At 66.1% G+C, this 21,326-nt stretch carries 18 protein-coding genes and 1 pseudogene; 1 reads left to right on the top strand and 18 read right to left on the bottom strand.

Annotation, left to right across the window (positions count from 1 at the left end; genetic code table 11):
- Positions 1 to 88: 88 nt before the first annotated feature.
- The 17 genes and pseudogenes from flhA to flhD form a co-directional block, all read right to left on the bottom strand.
- Positions 89 to 2,188, bottom strand: a complete 2,100-nt coding sequence (flhA, locus tag M3I53_RS35060) for a flagellar biosynthesis protein FlhA (RefSeq protein ID WP_254320369.1) — start codon at positions 2,186 to 2,188, stop codon at positions 89 to 91.
- Positions 2,189 to 2,292: 104 nt separating this feature from the next.
- Positions 2,293 to 3,498: pseudogene (gene flhB / locus M3I53_RS35065) on the bottom strand (flagellar biosynthesis protein FlhB); the annotation flags it as partial.
- A 242-nt stretch (positions 3,499 to 3,740) separates the two neighbouring features.
- On the bottom strand, positions 3,741 to 4,985 hold the full coding sequence (locus M3I53_RS35070) for a DUF3443 domain-containing protein (RefSeq protein WP_254320390.1): 1,245 nt from the start codon (positions 4,983 to 4,985) through the stop codon (positions 3,741 to 3,743).
- Positions 4,986 to 5,040: 55 nt separating this feature from the next.
- A complete protein-coding gene (locus tag M3I53_RS35075; RefSeq protein WP_254320391.1) occupies positions 5,041 to 5,541 on the bottom strand; it encodes a DUF2844 domain-containing protein in 501 nt (166 codons plus the stop codon).
- 313 nt (positions 5,542 to 5,854) lie between these two features.
- Complete coding sequence (cheZ, locus tag M3I53_RS35080; protein ID WP_254320392.1) at positions 5,855 to 6,511, bottom strand: protein phosphatase CheZ; 657 nt, start codon at positions 6,509 to 6,511, stop codon at positions 5,855 to 5,857.
- A gap of 130 nt (positions 6,512 to 6,641) precedes the next feature.
- Positions 6,642 to 7,037: a chemotaxis response regulator CheY gene (cheY, locus tag M3I53_RS35085; RefSeq protein ID WP_028203354.1), complete on the bottom strand. Its 396-nt coding sequence runs from the start codon at positions 7,035 to 7,037 to the stop codon at positions 6,642 to 6,644.
- A gap of 130 nt (positions 7,038 to 7,167) precedes the next feature.
- The gene (locus M3I53_RS35090; RefSeq protein ID WP_375542628.1) at positions 7,168 to 8,226 is read right to left on the bottom strand and encodes a chemotaxis response regulator protein-glutamate methylesterase; all 1,059 of its coding nucleotides are present in this window, start codon (positions 8,224 to 8,226) and stop codon (positions 7,168 to 7,170) included.
- Between the two features lie 59 nt (positions 8,227 to 8,285).
- On the bottom strand, positions 8,286 to 9,134 hold the full coding sequence (cheD, locus tag M3I53_RS35095; RefSeq protein WP_254320371.1) for a chemoreceptor glutamine deamidase CheD: 849 nt from the start codon (positions 9,132 to 9,134) through the stop codon (positions 8,286 to 8,288).
- A complete protein-coding gene (locus tag M3I53_RS35100; protein WP_254320372.1) occupies positions 9,131 to 10,063 on the bottom strand; it encodes a CheR family methyltransferase in 933 nt (310 codons plus the stop codon). Before M3I53_RS35100 ends, cheD begins: the two co-directional genes overlap by 4 nt.
- 228 nt (positions 10,064 to 10,291) lie before the next feature.
- The gene (locus M3I53_RS35105) at positions 10,292 to 12,157 is read right to left on the bottom strand and encodes a methyl-accepting chemotaxis protein (protein WP_254320373.1); all 1,866 of its coding nucleotides are present in this window, start codon (positions 12,155 to 12,157) and stop codon (positions 10,292 to 10,294) included.
- A gap of 234 nt (positions 12,158 to 12,391) precedes the next feature.
- Entirely contained in the window at positions 12,392 to 12,928 is a 537-nt protein-coding gene (gene cheW / locus M3I53_RS35110) for a chemotaxis protein CheW (RefSeq protein WP_028203349.1), read from the bottom strand.
- A gap of 57 nt (positions 12,929 to 12,985) precedes the next feature.
- Positions 12,986 to 15,274, bottom strand: coding sequence for a chemotaxis protein CheA (cheA, locus tag M3I53_RS35115; RefSeq protein WP_302057976.1), 2,289 nt, complete (start codon positions 15,272 to 15,274; stop codon positions 12,986 to 12,988).
- Positions 15,275 to 15,332: 58 nt separating this feature from the next.
- A complete protein-coding gene (locus M3I53_RS35120) occupies positions 15,333 to 15,707 on the bottom strand; it encodes a response regulator (RefSeq protein WP_254320374.1) in 375 nt (124 codons plus the stop codon).
- A 13-nt stretch (positions 15,708 to 15,720) separates the two neighbouring features.
- On the bottom strand, positions 15,721 to 16,785 hold the full coding sequence (gene motB / locus M3I53_RS35125; protein ID WP_254320375.1) for a flagellar motor protein MotB: 1,065 nt from the start codon (positions 16,783 to 16,785) through the stop codon (positions 15,721 to 15,723).
- A gap of 10 nt (positions 16,786 to 16,795) precedes the next feature.
- The gene (gene motA, locus M3I53_RS35130; protein ID WP_028203346.1) at positions 16,796 to 17,656 is read right to left on the bottom strand and encodes a flagellar motor stator protein MotA; all 861 of its coding nucleotides are present in this window, start codon (positions 17,654 to 17,656) and stop codon (positions 16,796 to 16,798) included.
- Positions 17,657 to 18,018: 362 nt separating this feature from the next.
- Positions 18,019 to 18,561, bottom strand: a complete 543-nt coding sequence (gene flhC, locus M3I53_RS35135) for a flagellar transcriptional regulator FlhC (protein ID WP_254320376.1) — start codon at positions 18,559 to 18,561, stop codon at positions 18,019 to 18,021.
- Positions 18,562 to 18,667: 106 nt separating this feature from the next.
- On the bottom strand, positions 18,668 to 18,985 hold the full coding sequence (gene flhD, locus M3I53_RS35140) for a flagellar transcriptional regulator FlhD (protein WP_069264381.1): 318 nt from the start codon (positions 18,983 to 18,985) through the stop codon (positions 18,668 to 18,670).
- A 581-nt stretch (positions 18,986 to 19,566) separates the two neighbouring features.
- Here flhD and M3I53_RS35145 point away from each other — a divergent pair.
- The gene (locus tag M3I53_RS35145; RefSeq protein WP_254320377.1) at positions 19,567 to 20,631 is read left to right on the top strand and encodes a glycosyltransferase family 4 protein; all 1,065 of its coding nucleotides are present in this window, start codon (positions 19,567 to 19,569) and stop codon (positions 20,629 to 20,631) included.
- A 192-nt stretch (positions 20,632 to 20,823) separates the two neighbouring features.
- Here M3I53_RS35145 and M3I53_RS35150 read toward each other — a convergent pair whose 3' ends face one another.
- Positions 20,824 to 21,120, bottom strand: coding sequence for an H-NS family nucleoid-associated regulatory protein (locus M3I53_RS35150; RefSeq protein WP_028203342.1), 297 nt, complete (start codon positions 21,118 to 21,120; stop codon positions 20,824 to 20,826).
- Positions 21,121 to 21,326 lie beyond the last annotated feature (206 nt).

The following is a 21,326-nucleotide window of genomic DNA, read 5'->3' on the forward strand; positions in this document are numbered from 1 at the left end:
ATTACGTACAGAAAGGCGCGCAGACGGATCGGCTAACGAAAAAGCCCGCAGGAAGCGGGCTTGGTCTCATCCAGTTGCGGCGGCGCGATCAATGCGCCCCGATCACGTTCACCACCTTCACGTTGCGCGTATCCGGCACCTCGGCATACGACAGCACCTTGAGCTGCGGCAGGCTGCGGCGCAGGAAGCGTGACAGCATGGGCCGCAGCGCGTGCTGCACGAGCATCACCGGCGCGAGACCCAGCGCCTGCTGACGCCCCATCGCCTGCTCGGTCTGCGTGAGCAGCGTATGCGCGAGACCCGGTTCGAGGCCGGGGTTCGGGCCCGAGGTGAGTGTCTGCGACAGCACGCGCTCGAGATTCGCGTCGAGGCCCATCACCTGCATGTCGGCGTTGCCGGGGAACCATTGCTGCGTGATCGCGCGGCCGAGCGCGATGCGCACCGCCGCCGTCAGATCGTGTGCATCGGTGATGCGCGGCGTGTGCTCCGCGAGGGACTCCATGATCGTGCGCATGTCGCGGATCGGCACGCCCTCTTCCAGCAGGTTCTGCAGCACCTTCTGCAGCGTCGTGACCGGCAGCACCTTCGGCACGAGGTCGTCCACGAGCGAAGGCGTGTCCTTCTGCACGCGCTCGAGCAGCGCCTGCACTTCGCGGCGCCCGAGCAGCTCGGCCGCGTGCATGACGACGAGGTGATTCAAGTGCGTCGCCACCACCGTGCTCGAATCGACCACCGTGTAGCCGAACACCTGCGCCTGCTCGCGCACGTTCGAATCGATCCATACGGCGGGCAGGCCGAACGCCGGGTCGGTGGTCGGCGTGCCGGGAAGCACCGCGCTCACCTGGCCCGGGTTGATTGCGAGCCACTGGCCCGGATAGGCCTCGCCCGTGCCCACTTCCACGCCCTTCAGCGCAATCCGATAGGCGTTCGGGCGCAGCTCCAGGTTGTCGCGAATATGGATGACGGGCGGCAAGAAGCCGATTTCCTGCGCGAACTTCTTGCGGATGCTCTTGATGCGCTTGAGCAGCTCGCCGTCCGTGTTCTTGTCGACGAGCGGAATGATGCGGTAGCCGACTTCGAGGCCGAGCGTGTCGATGAGCGCCACGTCGTCCCAGGTCGCCTCGGCATTTTCGGCCGGCGCAAGCGCGGCAGGCGCGGCTTCAGTCACCACGGCGCTCGCCTTCTTCGCCTCGGCGTTCTTTTTCATCACGCGACCAAGCTGGATCGCGCCGCCGCCGAGCAGCAGAAACGCAAAGTGCGGCATGCCCGGAATCAGGCCCATCATGACGATGATCGAGCCCGTGATCATGAGCACGCGCGGGTTTGTGAAGAGCTGGCCGGTGAGCTGCGTGCCGATGTCCTCGTTGGTCCCCACGCGGGAAACAATCACGCCGGCCGCAGTCGAAATGATGAGCGACGGAATCTGCGCGACGAGGCCGTCACCGATGGTCAGCAGCGTGTAGGTCTCGGCCGCCGAGCCGAACGGCATCCCGTGCTGCACGACGCCCACGATCAGGCCGCCCACGATGTTGATGACCATGATGAGCAGGCCGGCGATGGCGTCGCCGCGTACGAACTTGCTCGCACCGTCCATCGAGCCGTAGAACTCGGCTTCCTGGGCAATCTCCGTACGGCGCTTTCTCGCCGCATCTTCATTGATGAGGCCTGCGTTGAGATCGGCGTCGATCGCCATCTGCTTGCCGGGCATCGCATCGAGCGTGAAGCGCGCGGACACTTCGGCGATACGGCCCGCGCCCTTTGTGATCACCATGAAGTTGATGACCATGAGGATCACGAACACAACGATACCGACGGCGAAGTTGCCGCCCACCAGGAAGTGGCCGAACGACTCGATCACCTTGCCCGCCGCGTCAGGGCCAGTGTGGCCTTCCAGCAGCACGATACGCGTGGAGGCCACGTTCAGCGAGAGCCGCAGGAGCGTGGAAAACAGCAGCACGCTCGGGAACGCCGCGAAGTCGAGCGGCTTCATGGTGTACATGCTGACGAGCAGCACCATCACCGAAAGCGCGATGTTGAAGGTGAACAGCAGATCCAGCAGGAACGGCGGCAACGGCAGGATCATCATGCCGAGGATCATGCAGATCAGGATCGGTCCCGCCAGCGCGCGCAGATTCGTGCTTTGCAGCATCTCCGGGCGCCGCGCGAGGAAACCGGTGCGGGCGTTCATTCTGTTGCTCCTTCAGTGCCGTCTGGCGCCGGGTTTGTCTCGGCGCGGCCAGCGATGTTCGATGCGTTGTTTGCGTTCATGGAATTTGCCGCGTTCGCGCGACTGGCGGCCTCGGCGGCCGCGCGCTCCTCGGGAGTGAGGGCTTCGTCGGCTTCGCTGGCTTCGTCTTCGTCGGTCATCGCGCCCTTGTCCATTTCGGGTGGCACGTCGAGGTCGGTCGGCTCCATCGGCACGTCGCCGCCATGCTCGCGGAAACGCTTGAGCTGATAGACCCACGCGAGCACCTGGGCGACCGCGCCGTAGAGCGGACCCGGAATTTCGCGGTTGATGTCGACGTTGTAGTAGAGCGCGCGGGCGAGCGGCGGCGCTTCGAGCAGCGGCACGTTGTTCTCTGTCGCGAGCTCGCGGATGCGCACAGCCACGAGGTTCACGCCCTTGGCGACGACCTTCGGCGCGCGCATCTCGCCGTCGGCGTACTTGAGCGCGACGGCGAAGTGCGTCGGGTTGGTCACGACCACGTCGGCCTTGGGCACCTGGGTCATCATGCGGCGGCGCGCGGCAGCCCGCTGCTGCTGGCGAATGCGCCCCTTCACGTGCGGGTCGCCTTCGTTTTCGCGGTGCTCGCGCTTCACTTCTTCCTTGGTCATGCGCAGCCGGCGGTAATACGACCAGACCTGGTAGGGTGCGTCAATGGCCGCGACGAAGAACATGCCGGCGACCGTCATGCCGCAGCACACCGCAATAAGATGCATGCCGTCGGCGAAAGCGCGCGGCGCGGGCTGCATCGCCAAGCCGAGGATCTCGTCGCGGTGGTTCCACAGCGCGGAACCGCCGATCACACCGACCGCGGCCGTCTTCACCGCCGACATGCCGAGTTGGACGAGCCCGTTCACGGAAAAGAGGCGGCCGATGCCCGTAATCGGGTTCAGACGTTCGAATTTCGGCTCGAGCAGCTTCGTCGATATCAGCCAGCCGCCGAGGGCCATGGGCGCGACGAGCGCCGCCACGCCCGTGAGCGCAAGCACCGGTATGACCGCGAGGAACCCCTCGCGCGCGGAGAGCCCCGCGCCGATCAGCATGCGCCGCGTCTCGAACGCGTCGGCATGGCCGAACGTGAACGCCGACCGCAACATGGCCTGCAGATGCTCGCCGATCGTGCCGGAGAGCATCCATGTGCCATAGAAGCCCGCCGAGAGCAGCGCGAACGTCGCCAACTCCCGGGAACGCGGAACCTGCCCCTCCTCCCGCGCCTTTTCGAGGCGCTTGGGAGTGGCGGATTCGGTTTTGTCGAGGTCGCTGTCCTCAGCCACGCATGCTCCGGTCGCGGGCGCGCGCCGCTCGTCGCGGCTGCGCGGCTGGCGCGCGCCCTTTTTCAGTGACAGCGATTATTGCCGCGCAAGCCAAGCGGCGATTGACGGAGTAGGACGGGGAAATCAGGGTATTTCGGCCGATGGGACTGGGGCGGCATCATCGGCGGGCGCCGGCGGGCGATGCGCGCACGGGCCCGCGGGCCGCAAACTTCGCGGCAGACGCACCCGCAGCGCGCGCGATTTCAGAACGCGACGAACGGCGCCTTGCCGCCGGATGCGCTCATGTCCATGCCGTAGTACACGTAGCGGCCATAGAAGAACGACAACCCCAGGTCGAGGTCCGCCGACGAGCCGAACTGCCCTGCCAGGTTGTTGGCCGCATAGTTCGCGCCGCTGCCGAGCAATGCGTTCGCGTTCGCGACGTTGAAGGTCGCGGTGCCCGTCGTTGCGCCGTTATTGGAAACGAGCGCCGCGCTGAAGGACTGCGTCGACGTTGGGCAGTAGAACGTGCCGAGATTGCCGCCGCACTGCGGCAGCGCGCTGTCGACGAAGAAGATCGCGTTCGAACCCGAATCGAGGAAGGTCTGGAGCGTGCGCCCGTTGAATGTCGAGCTGAGCCTGCCCCACGAGTCCGTGCTGTAGCTTTGTGCCGCGGTCATCGCGTTGTTCGACTGCGTGCCGATGCCGAACACGAGGGTGCCCGTCGCGCTGGGCGCGCCGCTATCGGATACGGGCGCCATCTGGAGGATCACGCCGTTGCCGTCCGTGCCGAACTTGGGCACTGGGTTGGCCACCAGCTGGGTTTGCGTGACCGTTGCCGTGACGCAGTTCGTGTCGCCGGGGCAGGAGTAGTAAGTGCCGAGGTTGTCATAAGGCGCAACGCCAATGCCGAGAATGCCGTTCGCGCCGAGGTCCTGCACCGTGTCCTGCGCGCTGCCAAAGCCCGCGCACGCCGCCGGCACCGACCCCAGGTCACCGATCACCTGGATGGGGATATTGGATGCCGTCTCGCCGCCGATCTTGACGTCAGCAGAACGCACCGTGCCCCACGTGTAACCATCGGCAAATGCCGTGCATTCGGCGAGGTTGCCGCCATTGGCCGTGACAGGGGACAGCGAACTCAGCAGGTTCGGCAGCGCCGACGCGAGCAGACGCAGGCCGAACGACGCCGTATCCACCTGGACGTTGTCGACGGTCTGGCAGGTGCTCGTGCCGGCCACGCAGATCGTCACGCTGACGGTGGGAATGTTGGGCAGCGTGCCGGTGAGGCCGCGGTTCACGACGACGCCCACGGTGTTCGCGGCGGTTGCCGCGGTGGGCTGCTGTGTGGGACTGGGAACCGCGGAGCTGCCACTGCCACTGCTGCCGCTCGAGTTGCTGCCACTACTGCTGTTGCCGCTGCCGCCCCCGCCTCCGCAGGCGGCGACGAGCGAAACCAGGGCGACGAGCGCGGCGCCCGAAAGGAACCGGAAAGGGCGCAGCCACAAGCTGCGCGAATGGCGTGAAATCAGCGCTGAAGTCGGCACGTTCGGTCTCCGCTCGTCACTGGATATCGGAGGCGCTGACGCCCGCAGGCAGCGCCTGCGGCAGCCACGCCTGCCCGGAGAAGGCGCCCATGTGGCCGCCCGAATGCACGACGACGTTCGAGTTTTCGACCACACCCGGCCCGCGCACGCGGCCGGCGGCGTGGCTCGCCTTCACGCCGGCCGTGTATTGGGAAAAGTAGCTGCCCAGCAGCGTGGCGAGATTGGGCATCTGCGGGCCGTCCCAGGCCACGCCGAATACGGTGCCGGCCTGCGAGAGGTACTCGCGCACGACGGTGCCGTTGGCGAGCGTGGTCTGTTGAACGGTGTAGGCGGGAGTCGTGGAAGCGCCAGACGCCGCGCCTTGCAAGGCTGCGCGCGCAACGGCCGAGGCGTTGCCGGCCGCGGCCGCCGCCGAAGCGGCGCTCAGGGCGCTGACGCTCGCGCCCGCCGGCGTGGGCATGGGCGCGCCGCCGAGCGCGGCGTGAGCCGCCGGCGCCACGAGCAGCGCGCAAAGCAGGAAACCGGGAAGCGCCGCGCCGGGCGCGCAGCGGGATACAGCGCGGCGCGCAAACGAGCGCGCCGCCTTGCCACAGAACGATGTGTATGGATACAAGGCGTCCCCTCCCTCTTGCAATGGCGCGTTGCGCCATATGCTGTCGGGGCCACGCGGAAGGTCGCGGCGGGGACGCAGCAGGACGGGCAACGGCTGGCTATGCTCCGTTGCCCCACAGCGACGCTCGCCGCGGTAGGGGCACGAAGGCATGAGCACTAGTATGCCCGCCTTGGACTACATGCGGCAGCTAACCGAACGGTTAGCTGCATGTTAAGGGTCAGAACCCCAGACTTGCGAGCAGATCGTCGACCTGCGCCTGGTCCTGCACGACGTCGGTCTTGCCTTCCGGATTGATCTGCGGGCCGTTGAGCAGGCCTTCGGGACTGCCCGTGCTGCTCTGGGTCTCCGCGAGCGCCGCCGCCGTTGCCGCGAACTGCTCGCGGCGCTCCGGCGCGATGTTCTCGACGAGTACGGTGAGCAACTGCTGCTCGATCAGATAGACCACGTCCATGATCTTCTTGATCACCTGGCCCGTCAGATCCTGGAAGTCCTGAGCGAGCATGATCTCGAGGAGCTGCTGATTGGTCGCCGCGGTGGCTTGCGGCACGCCATCCACGAAGGCGCGCGTGTCGTCCATCAGCTGGCGCACTTCCTCGCGGCCGATCGGCGCGTCGTACCAGGTCGCCCAGCGGCCCGTCAGTTCCTTCGCGTCGCGTTCGAGCGTTTCCTGCAGCGGCTTGGCGATGTCGATCGCGGTCAGCACGCGCTCGGCGGCCTGCTCGGTCATGTTCGCGACATAGCGCAGCCGGTCGCGCGCGTCGGGCACCGCCTCGGCGGCGCGCTCCACATGCTTGTCGAGGCCGAGTTCGCGCATCGAGTCGCGCAGGCTGCGCGTCAAGTGTCCGATGCGCGCGAGGATGCGGTCCGTCGCCAGCTCGCCGGCGTCGCCCGCGGCGGGCGGCGCGAAGTCGAACTCGGGCGGCTGCGCAAGCGGCTCGATGCCCTCGGCTTCCGGCCACTCACCGGAATGAGCGCCGGACTGCTCACTGATGGGCTCGTTCACGTCAGCTCCCCGTCTTCGCCATCTTCTCGAGAATCTTGTTGAGCTTCTCGTCGAGCGTGGCGGCCGTGAACGGCTTCACCACATAACCGCTCGCACCGGCCTGCGCCGCCGCGATGATGTTCTCCTTCTTCGACTCGGCCGTCACCATCAGCACCGGCAAGTGCGTCAGGTTGGCGTCGGCGCGGATCTCCTTGAGCATGGCGAGACCGTCGAGGTTCGGCATGTTCCAGTCGGAGATCACGAACTCGTAGTTGCCGCCGCGCAGGCGGGCGAGGCCCGCTGCACCGTCTTCGGCTTCGTCGACGTTCGAGTAGCCCAGTTCCTTGAGCAGGTTGCGGACAATCCGGCGCATCGTCGGAAAATCGTCCACCACCAGAATCTTCATTCCCTTATCCATCACGTTCCATTCCTCCAGGCGAAAACCCGGGCAATTATCCAGAGAAGCACACTGCCTATCCAGATAAATTAATCGCGAGCGATCGAGCAAGCGTTTGCAGCCCGCATGATCTCTCTATATCGGCAATTTCTTAGACGCGCTGAACCCGGTCGCCCATCGAGGCGAGTCGGGTCATCACGCGCCGGCTCATGTCGGAGAGCGAGGCGATCTCGTCGGCGCCGCCCATGGCAATGGCTTCGCGCGGCATGCCGAACACGATGCAGCTCGCCTCGTCCTGCGCGAGCGTATATGCACCGGCCTGGCGCATTTCGAGCAGTCCGGCAGCGCCGTCGCGGCCCATGCCCGTGAGAATCACGCCGATGGCGTTCTTGCCCGCGTGCAGCGCCGCCGAGCGAAACAGCACGTCGACCGACGGACGGTGCCGGTTGACCGGCGGGTCGTCGGACAGATGTGCGATGTAGTTCGCGCCACTGCGTGCGAGCAAGAGGTGTGCATGGCCCGGCGCGATGTAGGCGTGGCCGGGCAGTACACGTTCGCCGTGCTCCGCTTCCTTGACGGTGATGCGGCACAGCCCGTTCAGGCGCTGTGCGAACGACTTCGTGAAACCGGGCGGCATGTGCTGCGCGATCAGCACCGCTGGCGCGTCGGGCGGCAGCGGCTGCAGCACTTCGCGGATCGCCTCGGTGCCGCCCGTCGACGCGCCGACGATCACGAGCTTCTCGGTCGAGACGAGCGGGTTGTTGATCATCGGCGCCGGGCTCGCGGCGTGCGCAGCGGCGTGGCCGTGCGCGTGCGCTGCCGCGCCGGCGGGCGCAGCAGACGGAGCATGGTGCGCACGCACGCGGGCGCGCGCGGCGGCGCGCACCTTGTCGGCGAGCTTTTCCGAGTATTCGAGCATGCCGTCGCGAATGCCGACCTTCGGCTTCGTCACGAAGTCGACGGCGCCCAGTTCAAGCGCGCGCAGCGTGATTTCGTTGCCGCGCTCGGTGAGCGACGACACCATCACGACCGGCATGGGCCGCAGGCGCATCAACTTCTCGAGGAAGTCGAGGCCGTCCATGCGCGGCATTTCCACGTCGAGCGTGAGCACGTCGGGGTTGTGCTGCTTGATCAGCTCGCGCGCGACGAGCGGATCCGGCGCAGTGGCGACGACCGTCATATCGGGCTGACTGTTGATGATTTCCGTCATCAAACTGCGGATCAGCGCCGAATCGTCGACGCAGAGAACCTTGATTTTTTGCACAGCGTTCACGCCTCCTCTACTGTCCTGGCGTTGTCTTGACCGGATGCGCGCAGCGCGGACGACACGCTCGAGCCGAACAGCTCGATGCGAGGGCGCGCGCCCTGCGGCTGGGATTGGAAAATCTCGGGCGTATGAGCTGCCGCCTTGGCAGCCGCGTTTGCCGCCGAATTTGCAACATGAGCCGCCGCCGTGGCGCCCGGGCCCGCGCGACCGGCGCTGCCGACGCCGAACAGCTCGACGCGCGCCCGCGCCCGCGCGAGCCGCTCGGCGCGCGCTTCGGCGGTTTGCGCGGCGAGCTGCTGCTCGCGCTCGGCCACGCTCGTGTCCTGCGAGAGGCGCAGCTTCTTGACCATCACCTGGCCCGTGCGCGGCAAGAACGCCACCTTGCGCGGATGCGAGCCTTGCAGGTCTTCGGCCACGATGCGGATGTTTTCGGTCGCGAGATAGCGGCGCACGAACACGGCGTTGCGGTCGCCGATGTTCATCGTCGTCATGCCCGCGAGCACCGCCGCGCCGCCGAACACCTTGGCCTCGAAGCGCTCGCGCCGGCCGCCCGCCTTGATCAACTCGTTGATGAGCACTTCCATCGCGTAGGCGCCGTAGCGCATCGCGTCGGAGGCGCCGGTGAGCGCGTGGGCGGAGTCCGCGCCGTCGTCGGGAAGCATGAAGTGGTTCATGCCGCCAATGCCGGCGGTGCGGTCCTGAATGCAGGCCGCCACGCACGAGCCGAGCACGGTGACGAGCACCATGTCCTCGCCCGTCGTGTAGAACTCGTTGGGCAGCAGCTTGACGCCGGGGCGCTGGAAATGCGCGTCGAAGTAGCGGTTCGTCGCGATCGGGAGGCGGGCGCTCATGCGGGCACTCCGAGCGCGTCGTTCGCGCGGCGCGGCGCAGCACTGGCGGCGCCGCGCGTGAGTTCGTACACCGTCTGGCCGCGCAGACGGAAAGCCTGCGTGACGTAGGTGAAGTTCTCTGAGTGGCCCGCGAACAGCAGGCCGTCCGGCTTCATGAGCGGCTCGAAGCGCGTGAGGACCTGTGCCTGGGTCGGCTTATCGAAATAGATCATCACGTTGCGGCAGAAGATCGCGTCGAACGTCGTGCGCAAGCCGTAGTCCGCGTCGGTGAGATTGAGCTGCTCGAACTTGATCATCGCGCGCAGCTCAGGACGCACCTTCACGAGTCCCGAGTGCGAGCCGGTTCCCTTGAAGAAGAAGCGCTTCAGACGCTCCGGCGACAGATGCTTCACCTGGTCGAACGAATAGACGCCCGCGTCGGCCTTGGCGAGCACCTGGGTGTCGAGGTCGGTGGCGAGCACGCGCGCCTCGCGCGCGGCGCGGTCTCCAAGCGCTTCGACGAGCGTCATCGCGATCGAGTACGGCTCCTCGCCCGTGGAGGCCGCCGAACACCACACTGAAACCGGCTGCGAACCCCTGCGCTTCACGAAATCCGCGAGGATCGGGAAGTGATGCGCCTCGCGGAAAAACGCGGTGAGGTTCGTGGTGAGCGCGTTCGTGAATGCTTCCCACTCGGCCGCGTCGTTGCGCGCCTCGAGCTGGTCGAGGTACTCGCGAAAACTGTCGAGACCGAGCGTGCGCAGGCGCCGCGCGAGACGGCTGTACGCCATGTCGCGCTTGTGGTCCGAGAGCGAAATGCCCGCGCGGCGGTGAATCAGAGCGCGAATGCGCTCGAAGTCCGCCGAAGTGAAATCGAAATCGCGGTTGCTCTCGACGCCCGAACCGCCCGGCTCGCCGGCGTCCTGGCGCGTACTTCGCAGCGCTCTCATGCTGATGCTCCTTCGCATTGCGCGCCGCCCACTGCATGGGATACCGCGGCGCAGGACTGCTGCGCGCCGCGCCTGCCCGGTTGCAATGCGTGCGGCGCATGGGCCGCCTGCGCAGCGCGCGCGGGCCGTGGGGCCCGGCGCGGCAGGTCTTGCCGTTGTGTAGCGCTCATGTGCATTGCAGTTGCTCGTCGTGTTCAGTACTTCACTACTTTTCTATGCCGCGTTCGATCAGAACGTTTCCCAGTCCGAATCGTCCGAAGCGGATGCCGCCGTGCTCGCGTACGCCTCGGCGCGCGCAGGCGCGGCCGGTTTCGCCGCAGGCCTTGCCACTGCCTTGTTGGCCGACTGCGCTGCCGGTTGCGCCGCGGGCTTTGTCGCAGGCTTCGCGGCGTCCGCAGGTGCCGCTGCGGTCGCGACTGACGCCACCGCGGCCTTCGTCCCCGCCGAAGCCGAAGCCGGAGACGGCGTCGTGCGTTTCACGGCAACCGGCGAGGCCGGCGTGACGCGAGCCGCACCTGCAGCCACGCTGCGCGCCGCTGCGCCGCCCGTCGTCCACGTGCCGAGCACGTTCTGCAGCTGGCGCGTCTGCTCCTCGAGCGACGCCGCCGCAGCGGCCGCCTGCTCCACCAGCGCCGCGTTCTGCTGCGTGACGGTGTCCATCTGCGTGACGGCGCGGTTGACCTGCTCGATGCCGCCCGACTGCTCCTCGGACGCCGCGCTGATCTCACCCATGATGTCGGTCACGCGACGCACGGCCTGAAGGATTTCTTCCATCGTCGTGCCTGCGCGGCCCACGAGCTGCGAGCCGCTTTGCACCTTCTCGGCCGAGTCGTTGATGAGTTCCTTGATTTCCTTCGCCGCGCTGGCGCTGCGCTGCGCGAGGCTGCGCACTTCGCCGGCCACCACCGCGAAGCCGCGGCCCTGCTCGCCCGCACGCGCCGCTTCCACGGCCGCGTTGAGCGCGAGAATGTTGGTCTGAAAGGCGATGCCTTCGATCACGCTGATGATGTCCACGACCTTCGCCGAACTCACCGCGATGCCCTGCATCGTGTTCACGACTTCACCCACCACCTCGCCGCCGCGCGTTGCGATGTCGGACGCGTTGACGGCCAGCTGGCTCGCCTGGCGCGCGTTCTCGGCGTTCTGGCGCACGGTGCCGGTGAGCTGCTCCATGCTCGATGCCGTTTCCTGCAGCGAAGCGGCCTGCTGCTCCGTGCGCTGCGAGAGATCGGTGTTGCCCATGGCGATCTCGCGTGCGCCCACGTCGATCGAGCTGGCGCCCGTATGCACCGCGCTCACCAGCGTGACGAGGCTTTCCTGCATGCGCTTGATGCCGCCGAAGAGACGCCCGATCTCGTTGTCGCTGTAGACCGTGACCGGCTGCGAGAGATCGCCTTGGGCGATGCGCTCGAAACACGTCACCGCGTCCTCGAGCGGCTGCACGATGAGACCGCGCATGGCGAAGCGGATCGCCACCACGAGCACGAGCGCCACGGCGATCACCACGCCGATCGCAATGCGCATCACGGCGATCTTGTCGTGCGCGCCGACCTCGCGCGCCTGAGCGCCGTCTTCCAGCGCCTGCGCGAGCGGCCCGGCGACGTTGTCGTAGTCGACGAACATCGGGCTGATCTTCGTGTCGGCGATCGCGTGATAGGCCGGTTGATCGTTTGCGCGCAGGGCCGCGAATTCGGGCTGCACGCCGTCCTGCATGAGCGTCGCGCGTTTGGCCACGAGCGCATCGAGCGTGGCGGCGTCGAGACCGCTCTTCGGCGCGTTCTGGAAGGCCTGCCAGGCTTCATTGGATTTGCCGAGCAGTTCCTGGGCGCGATCGATCACCTTCTTCGCATCGTCGGCCTGGCCAGCTGCCGTAAGCGCGCTGGCGCGGTCGATCGCCACGCGCGTGCGCAGCAGATACGACGACGCGTCGTTCAGCGCGTGCATCGCCACGAGATCGCCTCGCACGATCTCGGTGAATGCGTCGCTCGCACGCCCGAGCGCGACGAGCCCGAGCGCGCCGACCAGCACGGTCAGCGCAACCAGAATGACCCCTACGCCCGTGAGCGTCGTGCGGATCGACCATCTTTGCAGCATCTCGTTTGCTCCTGTCCTATGCGAATCGGGGCGGGCTATGCGGGCGGGCGCGGGCAGCCAGGCGCGGCCGGCCAGGCGCGGCCGGCTAGGCGCGGCCGGCCGGCAAGACGCGGCGACGCCCGGCACCTGTACGAAGCACGCGCGAAAACGAAGGCGGCTTGCCGCTCTTTGGCGGCGGCTTATCCGCTCTCTCTCACGCTGGCCTCGCGGCCCCCCGGTTTAACTCTCGGCGCGTTAGACCAGCGCCTCGATCAGAGCCATTTCGCGGCTCGTCATCAGTTTTTCGATGTCCATCAGGATCAGCATGCGGCCTTCCACAGTGCCGAGGCCCGTGAGGTACTCGGTCGTGAGCGTCGCGCCGAATTCGGGCGCCGGCATGATCTGCTCCATCTGCAGCGTGAGCACGTCCGAGACGCCGTCCACCACCATGCCGACCACGCGATGCGCGACGTTCAGGATGATGACGACCGTCTGGTGGTCGTACTCGACGCGGCCCAGATGGAACTTGATGCGCATGTCGACGATCGGCACGATGATGCCGCGCAGGTTGATCACGCCCTTGATGAAGTCGGGCGCGTTCGCGATGCGCGTCACGCTGTCGTAGCCGCGGATTTCCTGCACCTTCAGGATGTCGATGCCGTACTCTTCCGCGCCGAGGGTGAAGACGAGGAATTCCTGGCCACCTGCGTCGGCCTGCAGCGCGTCGCGGCGTTGCGCGCCGGCAATCGCGCCGTGCGCGCCGTTGCCTTGAATCGATTGGACTTCTGCCACGTTAGCCCCTGAACGGTTGGGAGATGATTGGTTGAGTGCGTCCGGACTTCATCACGATTACGCGAATTCGGCGAACGCACCCGAATTTGCGCTGGCGCTCACGCCATGCGTGGCGCGCGTCTCGCGATTGAGCGCGGCCACGTCGACGATCAGCGCGACGCTGCCGTCGCCGAGAATGGTCGCCGCCGAAATGCCGTGCACCTTGCGGTAGTTCGTTTCGAGGTTCTTCACCACGACCTGCTGCTGGCCGACCAGTTCGTCGATCAGCATGGCGAAGCGACGGCCCTCGGTTTCCATGATCGTGACGATGCCCTGCGTCGGGTCCGTGCGCGCGCCTTCGACGTTGAATGCCCGGTGCAGCGCCACGAGCGGGAGATACTCGCCGCGCACGCGCACCACGCGGTCGCCGTTGGTGACCGTGTAGATGTCTTCGTGGCGCGGCTGCAGCGACTCCATCACGAAGTTCAGCGGCAGGATGAAGATCTCGCTGCCCACCTTCACGGACATGCCGTCGAGGATCGCCAGCGTGAGCGGCAGCACGATGCGCGTGGTGCTGCCCTTGCCGGCGTGCGAGGTGATTTCCACGTGGCCGCCCATCGCCTGGATGTTGCGCTTGACCACGTCCATGCCGACGCCGCGGCCCGAAACGTCCGTCACCTGCTCGGCGGTCGAGAAGCCCGGCAGGAAGATGAGGTTCCAGACCTCGTCGTCGGACATGCTGTCGCTCACCTGCATGCCCTGCTTGATCGCCTTGGCGAGAATCTTGTCGCGGCGCAGGCCCGCGCCGTCGTCGCTCACCTCGATCACGATATTGCCGCCGTGGTGCGCGGCGGACAGCACGAGCTGGCCCGTGGCGTCCTTGCCCGCGGCGCGGCGCGCTTCCACGGTTTCGATGCCGTGGTCGAGCGAGTTGCGCACGAGGTGGGTGAGCGGGTCGATGATGCGCTCGATGAGGCTCTTGTCGAGTTCGGTCGCCTGACCGAAGGTGACAAGCTCTACTTCCTTCCCGAGCTTCGCCGCGAGGTCGCGCACCAGGCGCGGGAAGCGGCTGAAGACGTAGTCCATCGGCATCATGCGGATCGACATCACCGCTTCCTGCAGGTCGCGCGCGTTGCGCTCGAGCTGCGCCATGCCGTTGTAGAGGCGGTCGTGCAGCGCCGGATCGAACGTGCTGGTGGTTTCCGCCAGCATGGCCTGCGTAATGACGAGTTCGCCCACGAGGTTGATCAGCTGATCGACCTTTTCGACGCCCACGCGAATCGAGCTGCCTTCCGCCGATGCAGCGGCGGCCGCCGGACGCGCCTTGCGCTCGCCTTCGGCTTGCGCGGGCGCTGGTGCGCTCGCGGGCGGGCGCGGCATTTCGTGTTCGGCGTGCGCAGCGGGCGGCGGGGCCGGGATCACGGCGCTGGCAGCAGGGGCCGCTGCCACCGGCGCGGCGGCAGGCGCGGCCGGCGCCGGCGCAGCCGCAGGTGCTGCCGCGGGTGCCGCCGCAGCCGGTTGCGCGTCGCCCTGCGGCGCGGCGCCCCGCCCGATCGAAATCTGTTTCTCGTCGATCACGAAGCAGCACACCGCGATGATGTCGTCGGGGGTCACATCGGTTTCGAGCCACAGCGTGAGGTCGTCGCCGGTCTTCACCTGGCCGAGAATGCGGCCGAGGTTGCCGAGCTCCTCGACGAGCAGCTCCTGGTCCTTCGCGTCGACGGCGCGCAGCGTGACGCGCAGGTGCGGACCTTCCGCTGCGGCTTCCCCGCTCGCCGCGGGCGCAGAGGCTGCCGCATCGATCGCCTCGCTCACGACGTGCTCGGGCGCACCCGAGCCTGCCGCCGCCAGCGTGCTATGCATTTCGAACGCGGCTTCGAGATCTTCTTCGGAATCGCCTGCGCTCGCCTGCGGAGCCGGTGCCGGCGCGGGGGCAGGCGCCGGCGCGGGTTCAGGCGCCGGCGCCGGTACGCCGCGGCTCTCCGCATAGAGGCGCTCGAGCTTCGTGCGCACAGCCGCAGCCGCCTGCGCGTCGGGCTCGGCGCTCGCGCGGTAGGCGCCGAGCTGGTCGGAAAGCACGTCCTTCGTTTCGAGGAACGTGTCGATCATGTCCTTGCGCAGCACGAGCTCATTGTTGCGAGCGCGGTCGAGCAGCGATTCGAGAATGTGGGTCGTCTCGGTCAAGGCCGTGAAGCCGAACGTCGCCGCGCCACCCTTGATCGAGTGCGCCGCGCGGAAGATCGCCGCCAGATCCTCGGGATCCGGGCGACCGACGTTCAGGTTCAGGAGAAGCTGCTCCATCTGCGCGAGCAGCTCGTCCGCCTCGTCGAAAAACGTCTGATAGAACTGAGTGATGTCGAGAGTCATTGCTCTTTCACCGCGTTAATTGCCTGGGGGGGTGCCTGGTCGTTTGCCGCGCGGCACCTCAAGAGTGGGCCTCGCCGAGTGCGCTCGCCAGATCGACGAGCAGCTCGGGGTCCACCGGTTTTTCGATCCAGCCGGTCGCGCCTGCATCGCGTACGGCTGCCTTGAAGCCTTCGTCCGATTCCGTAGTCAGCACGAGGATGGGCGTTTCGAAGTACGAAGGATTCGCCCTCAACTGCTTGATCAGGTCCAGGCCGCCCATGCGCGGCATGTAAAGGTCGGTGAGCACGAGATCGAAGCGCTGGGCGAGCGCATGCTCGAGCCCTTCGTCGCCGTCGCTCGCCACCGTCACTTCGTAGCCTGCCGAGCCGAGCGCCGCACGCAGGATCTCCCGCATGGACACCGAATCGTCGATCGCCAGAATGTTCCTGATCATCCGTTCCTCGTTGTCATTGCGCTGCCGGCGCGACGGCCGGCCCCGCCGGCGCCACCGTGGTTGCCACCTTCGGCGCGATCGCGACGGGCGCCGGCGCCGCCTTCCCCGGCACGACGTCGGGTGTGAGCGCGGGCAGGCTCTTGCCCGAACCCGCTGCGTCGTCGGAGAGCGTGGTGGTGGTCGAGTCGTCGTGCATGAGCGCGTCTTCGGACTTCTTGTTCAATACGATGATGCTGATGCGGCGGTTCTCCGGGTCGAGCGGATCGGCCTTGTTCAGGTTCTGCGTGGAAGCGAGACCGAGCACGCGCAACACCTTCGATTCGTCCATGCCGCCCGCGATCAGCTCGCGCCGCGAAGCGTTCGCACGGTCGGCGGAAAGCTCCCAGTTGCTATAGCCCTTCTCGCCGCCCGCGTAGGGCACGGCGTCGGTGTGGCCTTGCACGACGATGCGGTTGGGCACGTCGTTGAGCGTCTTGCCGATCGCCTGCAGGATGTCGCGCATGTACGGCTCGACCACGTCGCGGGCCGTTGCGAACATCGGGCGCTTCTGCGAGTCGACGATCTCGATGCGCAGGCCCTGCAGCGTGGAGTCGATGCGGATCTGCTGCTTGAACTGGCGCAGCACCGGGTTCGCCTCGATCGCCGCCATCAGCTTCACCTGCAGGTCGTGCAGGCGTACCTGCTCCTTGCGTTCGAGCGAGCCTTCGAGCTGCTTCGTGGCGTCGTCGTCGTTGTGCTTCGACTGGTTGCGCTCCGAGCGCTCGGTCGCGCCGTCGCTGCGGCGTGTGATGCCCTGGTCCTGCGACGAGATGTCACGGCCACCGCCCTTCAGGATGCTCGAGTCTTCGGCGCTGCGGTCGCCGCCCCAGAGCGTGATCTTCAGCGGCTGGTTGAAGTAGTCGGCAATGCCGCGCAGCTGCACCGTCGATGCCGACGACAGCAGCCACATCAGCAGGAAGAACGCCATCATCGCGGTCATGAAGTCCGCGTAGGCGAGCTTCCACGCGCCGCCATGATGGCCGGCCTTCTTCGGCGCGGCGCGCTTGACAACGATTGCGCGGTCCTTGTTGTTGCTCATGAGCCGTCCCTTACTTCGCCTTCACGCGGCGCACGTGCTCTTCGAGTTCCGTGAACGACGGACGCTCGGTCGAGAACAGCACCTTGCGGCCGAACTCCACGGCAATGGCCGGCGCGTAGCCGTTCAGGCTCGCGAGGATCGTCACCTTGATGCACTGGAACATCTTGGTCGACTCGGTCACGCGCTGCTCCGCGAGGCTCGAGAGCGGGCCGATCAGGCCGTACGAAAGCAGAATGCCGAGGAAGGTACCGACCAGCGCCTGGGCAATCATCTCGCCGAGGACCGCGGGCGGCTTGTCGGCGGACGCCATGGTATGAACCACGCCCATCACCGCCGCGACGATACCGAACGCCGGCATCGCGTCGCCCACCTTGGCGAGCGCGTGAGCGGGCGCCTCGCCTTCGGCGTGGTGCGTTTCGATTTCCTCGTCCATGAGGCTTTCGATCTCGAAGGCATTCATGTTGCCGCCGACCATGAGACGCAGGTAGTCGGTGAGGAATTCGACGATGTGGTGGTCGGCCAGGATCTTCGGATACTGCGTGAAGATCGGGCTCTTCTGCGGATCGTCGATATCCGCTTCGAGCGTGAGCGTGCCTTCCTTTCGCGCCTTCGCGAGCAGGACATAGAGCAGCGCGAGCAGCTCCATGTACACGTCCTTGTTGTATTTGGCGCCCTTGAACAGCGTGGGAAGCACGCGCAAGGTGGCCTTGATGGTCTTGATGCCGTTGCCGAGGATGAACGCGCCGACGCCAGCACCACCGATCATGAGCAGTTCCATCGGCTGCATGAGCGCGCCCAGATGGCCGCCCTCGAGTGCGTAGCCGCCGAAGACACAAAGGATCGTCAAGAGGGTTCCAACGATAATCAGCACTGCCGGGTCCTCACTAGAAATGCGCCGCGAACCGCCGTCGGCCCGCGCCCTTAGCTGGGTTTACGGCAACGGCGCGAAAAACTTTGGGTTTGAGTGGGCGCGAATCGTAAGCCGGCCGGGCATCTGCCGCCTGCTGGACATCGGCATGGCGGATGAATCTGGGGCCGGTTCGCAAAGCCGCGCGGGAAGGGGTTGCGGTGCGTGCCTGCGATCGCTTGTAAGGATGCGGGCTTGCTGCGGCAGGCGCCGTCCGGTGGGGCTGCGCGGCCTTCGCGCCGGGGCGGGCCGGGTTTATCCGGAGTCCCGGCCTGCATGGACGGCACCGAGCCGCTTCAGACCGCGTCAAAGCGCGTCGATTTGCCTCAAGCGGCGATCTGCGACGCAAGCGCGTTGCGCCGGGTGCGCCCCGCCCGCGAGGGCGGCTGGCACAGCCCGCAAATGAAGCCGCGCTGCGGGTCGTGCGCGTGCGCCACGTAGCGGCCGCCGCAGCGGCTGCACGGCGTCATCTGCAAGAGGCCCGAGGTGAAATAGCGCACGAGCGTCCAGGCGCGCGTGAGGCTCAGCGCGGGCGTTTCGTCGTGCAGCCGCAGGTGCTCGAGATAGAGCCGGTAGCTCTTCACGATCGCGTGGATCGGCTCGCAGCGCGCATGGCGGCTCATGAACATGAACGTGTTGTAGAACAGCGAGGAATGGACGTTGGGCTGCCAGGTCATGAACCAGTCGGTCGAAAACGGCAGCATGCCCTTGGGCGGCGACTCGCCCTTCACTTCCTTGTAAAGCCGGATTAGCCGGTCGCGCGAGAGCGAGGTCTCCGCTTCGAGCAGTTGCAGACGCGCGCCCAGTTCGATTAGCTCGATCGCGAGCGCGATCTCCTTTACCTCCTGCACCACACTCTTTGTCGCCATAGACACCCGTTGGAAGCCGCAAAGGAATACGCCTGGCCCCTGCCGCCGTTCGCGGGCAGCAAGGGTGCAATGCGCGGCCGCGCGCTGCGGCGCGGGGCGAAGCGGTTCAGCCGATCTGCTCGACGTCCTGGCCCGCCATGATGATCGCCGAGTGGGTCAGCGCGGTTTTGCCCTTGTCGGCAAGCGCGCTCAGGATGGCGTGGTCGTCGAACCGGAAGCGGCAAAGCAGCTGGTTCGATGCGGCAAGCCGGACGGTCTGCGCGAAAGTGAGATTGGCGAGCACCTCGGCAGACTGCTCGGAGATGCCCATGCGGAACATGCCCGTCGGCTTGTCCTCGCGCAAAAGACGTTGCGCGAGCAACAGGTACGACAGGTTCACTTCCTTGATCTCATTGAGCATGTCGCTGTGCGTCGTCGCGCTCATGGATTCCCCCGAATCAAATCGCGGCGGCTGGTCAGACCGCCTGCGGAAAACGTTTGCTCGCCCAGATACAACCCGACTGCATCCGAACGGCGTTTATGGTCGTGGGTCCATTGTGGCTGGGGCGGGAACAAATGGAAATCGGACGGATGCCGCGACGCGTTGCGAGAAAACCTATCGCTAACGTGTAGGAATTTTTCTGACAAGGAGGCGAGACGAGCGGCGGGAGGCGGGGCGCGTCATGTCATGCGCATAGGCCGCGAAATTGTTCGCCGATTATAGGCTTTTTCACGGATGCGTCACGCGTGCGTGCTACCGATGCGCGCGCGCCAGTCTTCTGACCCTTGTCCGCTCCCTTGGGCACGCGGCTTGCGCTGTCCGCGCGCACGCCGCGTCACGCTTTGCAATGGCCTCTTACACCCGCTGTTTCCCGCTGTAACAACTTTAAGCGTTTGCAAAACTGCGTGTATCGGGCCACGAAATGGCCATAATCGGTCTCAGGGATAACCCGATACCGTTGTACCGCCGCAGTGCCGCATCACCGGGTCCGTTGCACGCGCGGCTTTTCGCCAGGAGATCGAACAATGCGAATCGCACAAATTGCGCCACTTTATGAAGCCGTTCCGCCCAAGCTTTATGGCGGCACCGAGCGCGTCGTGTCCTACCTGACCGAAGCGCTGGTCGACCTCGGCCACGACGTGACGCTGTTCGCCAGCGGCGATTCGGTCACCTCGGCAAACCTCGAAGCCGCCTGGCCGCGCGCCCTGCGTCTGGACCCGACGATCCGCGACGCGCTGGCCCCGCACATGGTGCTGCTCGAGCGCGTGCGCCGCGTCGCGCACGAGTTCGACGTGCTGCACTTCCATCTCGACTATTTGCCGTTCCCGCTCTTCACGACCATGGACACGCCGTTCGTCACGACGCTCCACGGCCGCCTCGACCTGCCGGAGCTGCAACCGGTTTTCGAGCAGTTCCCGAACGCCCCTGTCATCTCGATTTCGGACTCGCAGCGCCAGCCGTTGCCGCAGGCCGCGTGGCAGAACACGATCTATCACGGACTGCCGAAGAACCTGCTCACGCCGCAGGCCGACCGTAAGCCTGAATATCTCGCGTTCCTCGGCCGGATCTGCCCGGAAAAGCGCGTGGACACGGCGATCAGGATCGCCGCGCTCTCCGGCCTGCCGCTGAAGATCGCCGCCAAGGTCGACAAGGCCGACCAGGACTACTTCAAGGCTGAAATCGAGCCGCTGCTTTCGCAGGCCCACGTGGAGTTCATCGGCGAGATCAACGAAGAGCAGAAGCCCGCGTTCCTTTCGGGGGCGAAGGCGCTGCTGTTCCCGATCGACTGGTCCGAGCCCTTCGGCCTCGTGATGATCGAGGCGATGGCGTGCGGCACGCCGGTGATCGCATTCAATCGCGGTTCGGTGCCGGAAGTGATCGACCCGGGCGTCACGGGCCATGTGGTCGAGGACGTGCAAGGCGCCGTGGCCGCGCTTCAAAATATCGATTCGCTTTCGCGCGTGGCCATTCGCAACCAGTTCGAACAGCGCTTCACGTCGCACATCATGGCCGGCAATTATGTCGACACATATACGGCGCTGATCGAAGCCGCACAGCGTCCGGTACTGCGTCGCGTCGCCGCCGGTTGAGTGCGAAGCATTCCAGGTTCCGCGATAAATCCAGACGAATACACGACGTGAATCGTTTGCGAGTCGCCGAATAGCGCCATTACGCGTTCATTACAGTTGACGCACAAAAAGAGCCGCATGGATCATGCGGCTCTTTTATTGCATTTGCGGTTGCACTGGTATGGCGGCCGGGCTGTTCTCCGGCGGCATGCGTCAAGCGATCAGATAACGTTCGCGGTTCTTGCCCGCGATCCATTTGGGCGGCTTGCCGCGCCCGCTCCAGGTCGCTCCGGACTTGGGGTCCTGATAGCGCGCGGGCAGCGGCGCCTTTTTCGGCGGGCGCCCGCGGCGCGCGGCCTCCGCAAAGCCCAGGTCCTGGGCGGAGAGGCCGTACTCGGCGATCTTTTCCCTGATCGTGGCAATGACGTCCGCGATCTCCGTGCGCCGCGCCTCTTCGGCCTGAGCCTGGAGTTTTGCGATCTGCGCCTTGATTTCCGTATATTGCGACATTTCTATTCCCCCTTCATTGCTCTTGAAACCGGCTCGATCGGAGATTAGACGTAAATAACGGAATTCGCAATCGCTATTAATACTGCTTTTTCAGACTATTCTTCCATTTAACCACCGATCCGCCCCAGCGCAATTGCGTACACATCGAACGCAATAATTCGATGAATTACGTCGAAATTGACAATCCCTGACAGCACCGAAAAGTG

The sequence above is a fragment of the Paraburkholderia sp. CNPSo 3272 genome, from assembly GCF_024206495.1.
GTDB lineage: Bacteria > Pseudomonadota > Gammaproteobacteria > Burkholderiales > Burkholderiaceae > Paraburkholderia.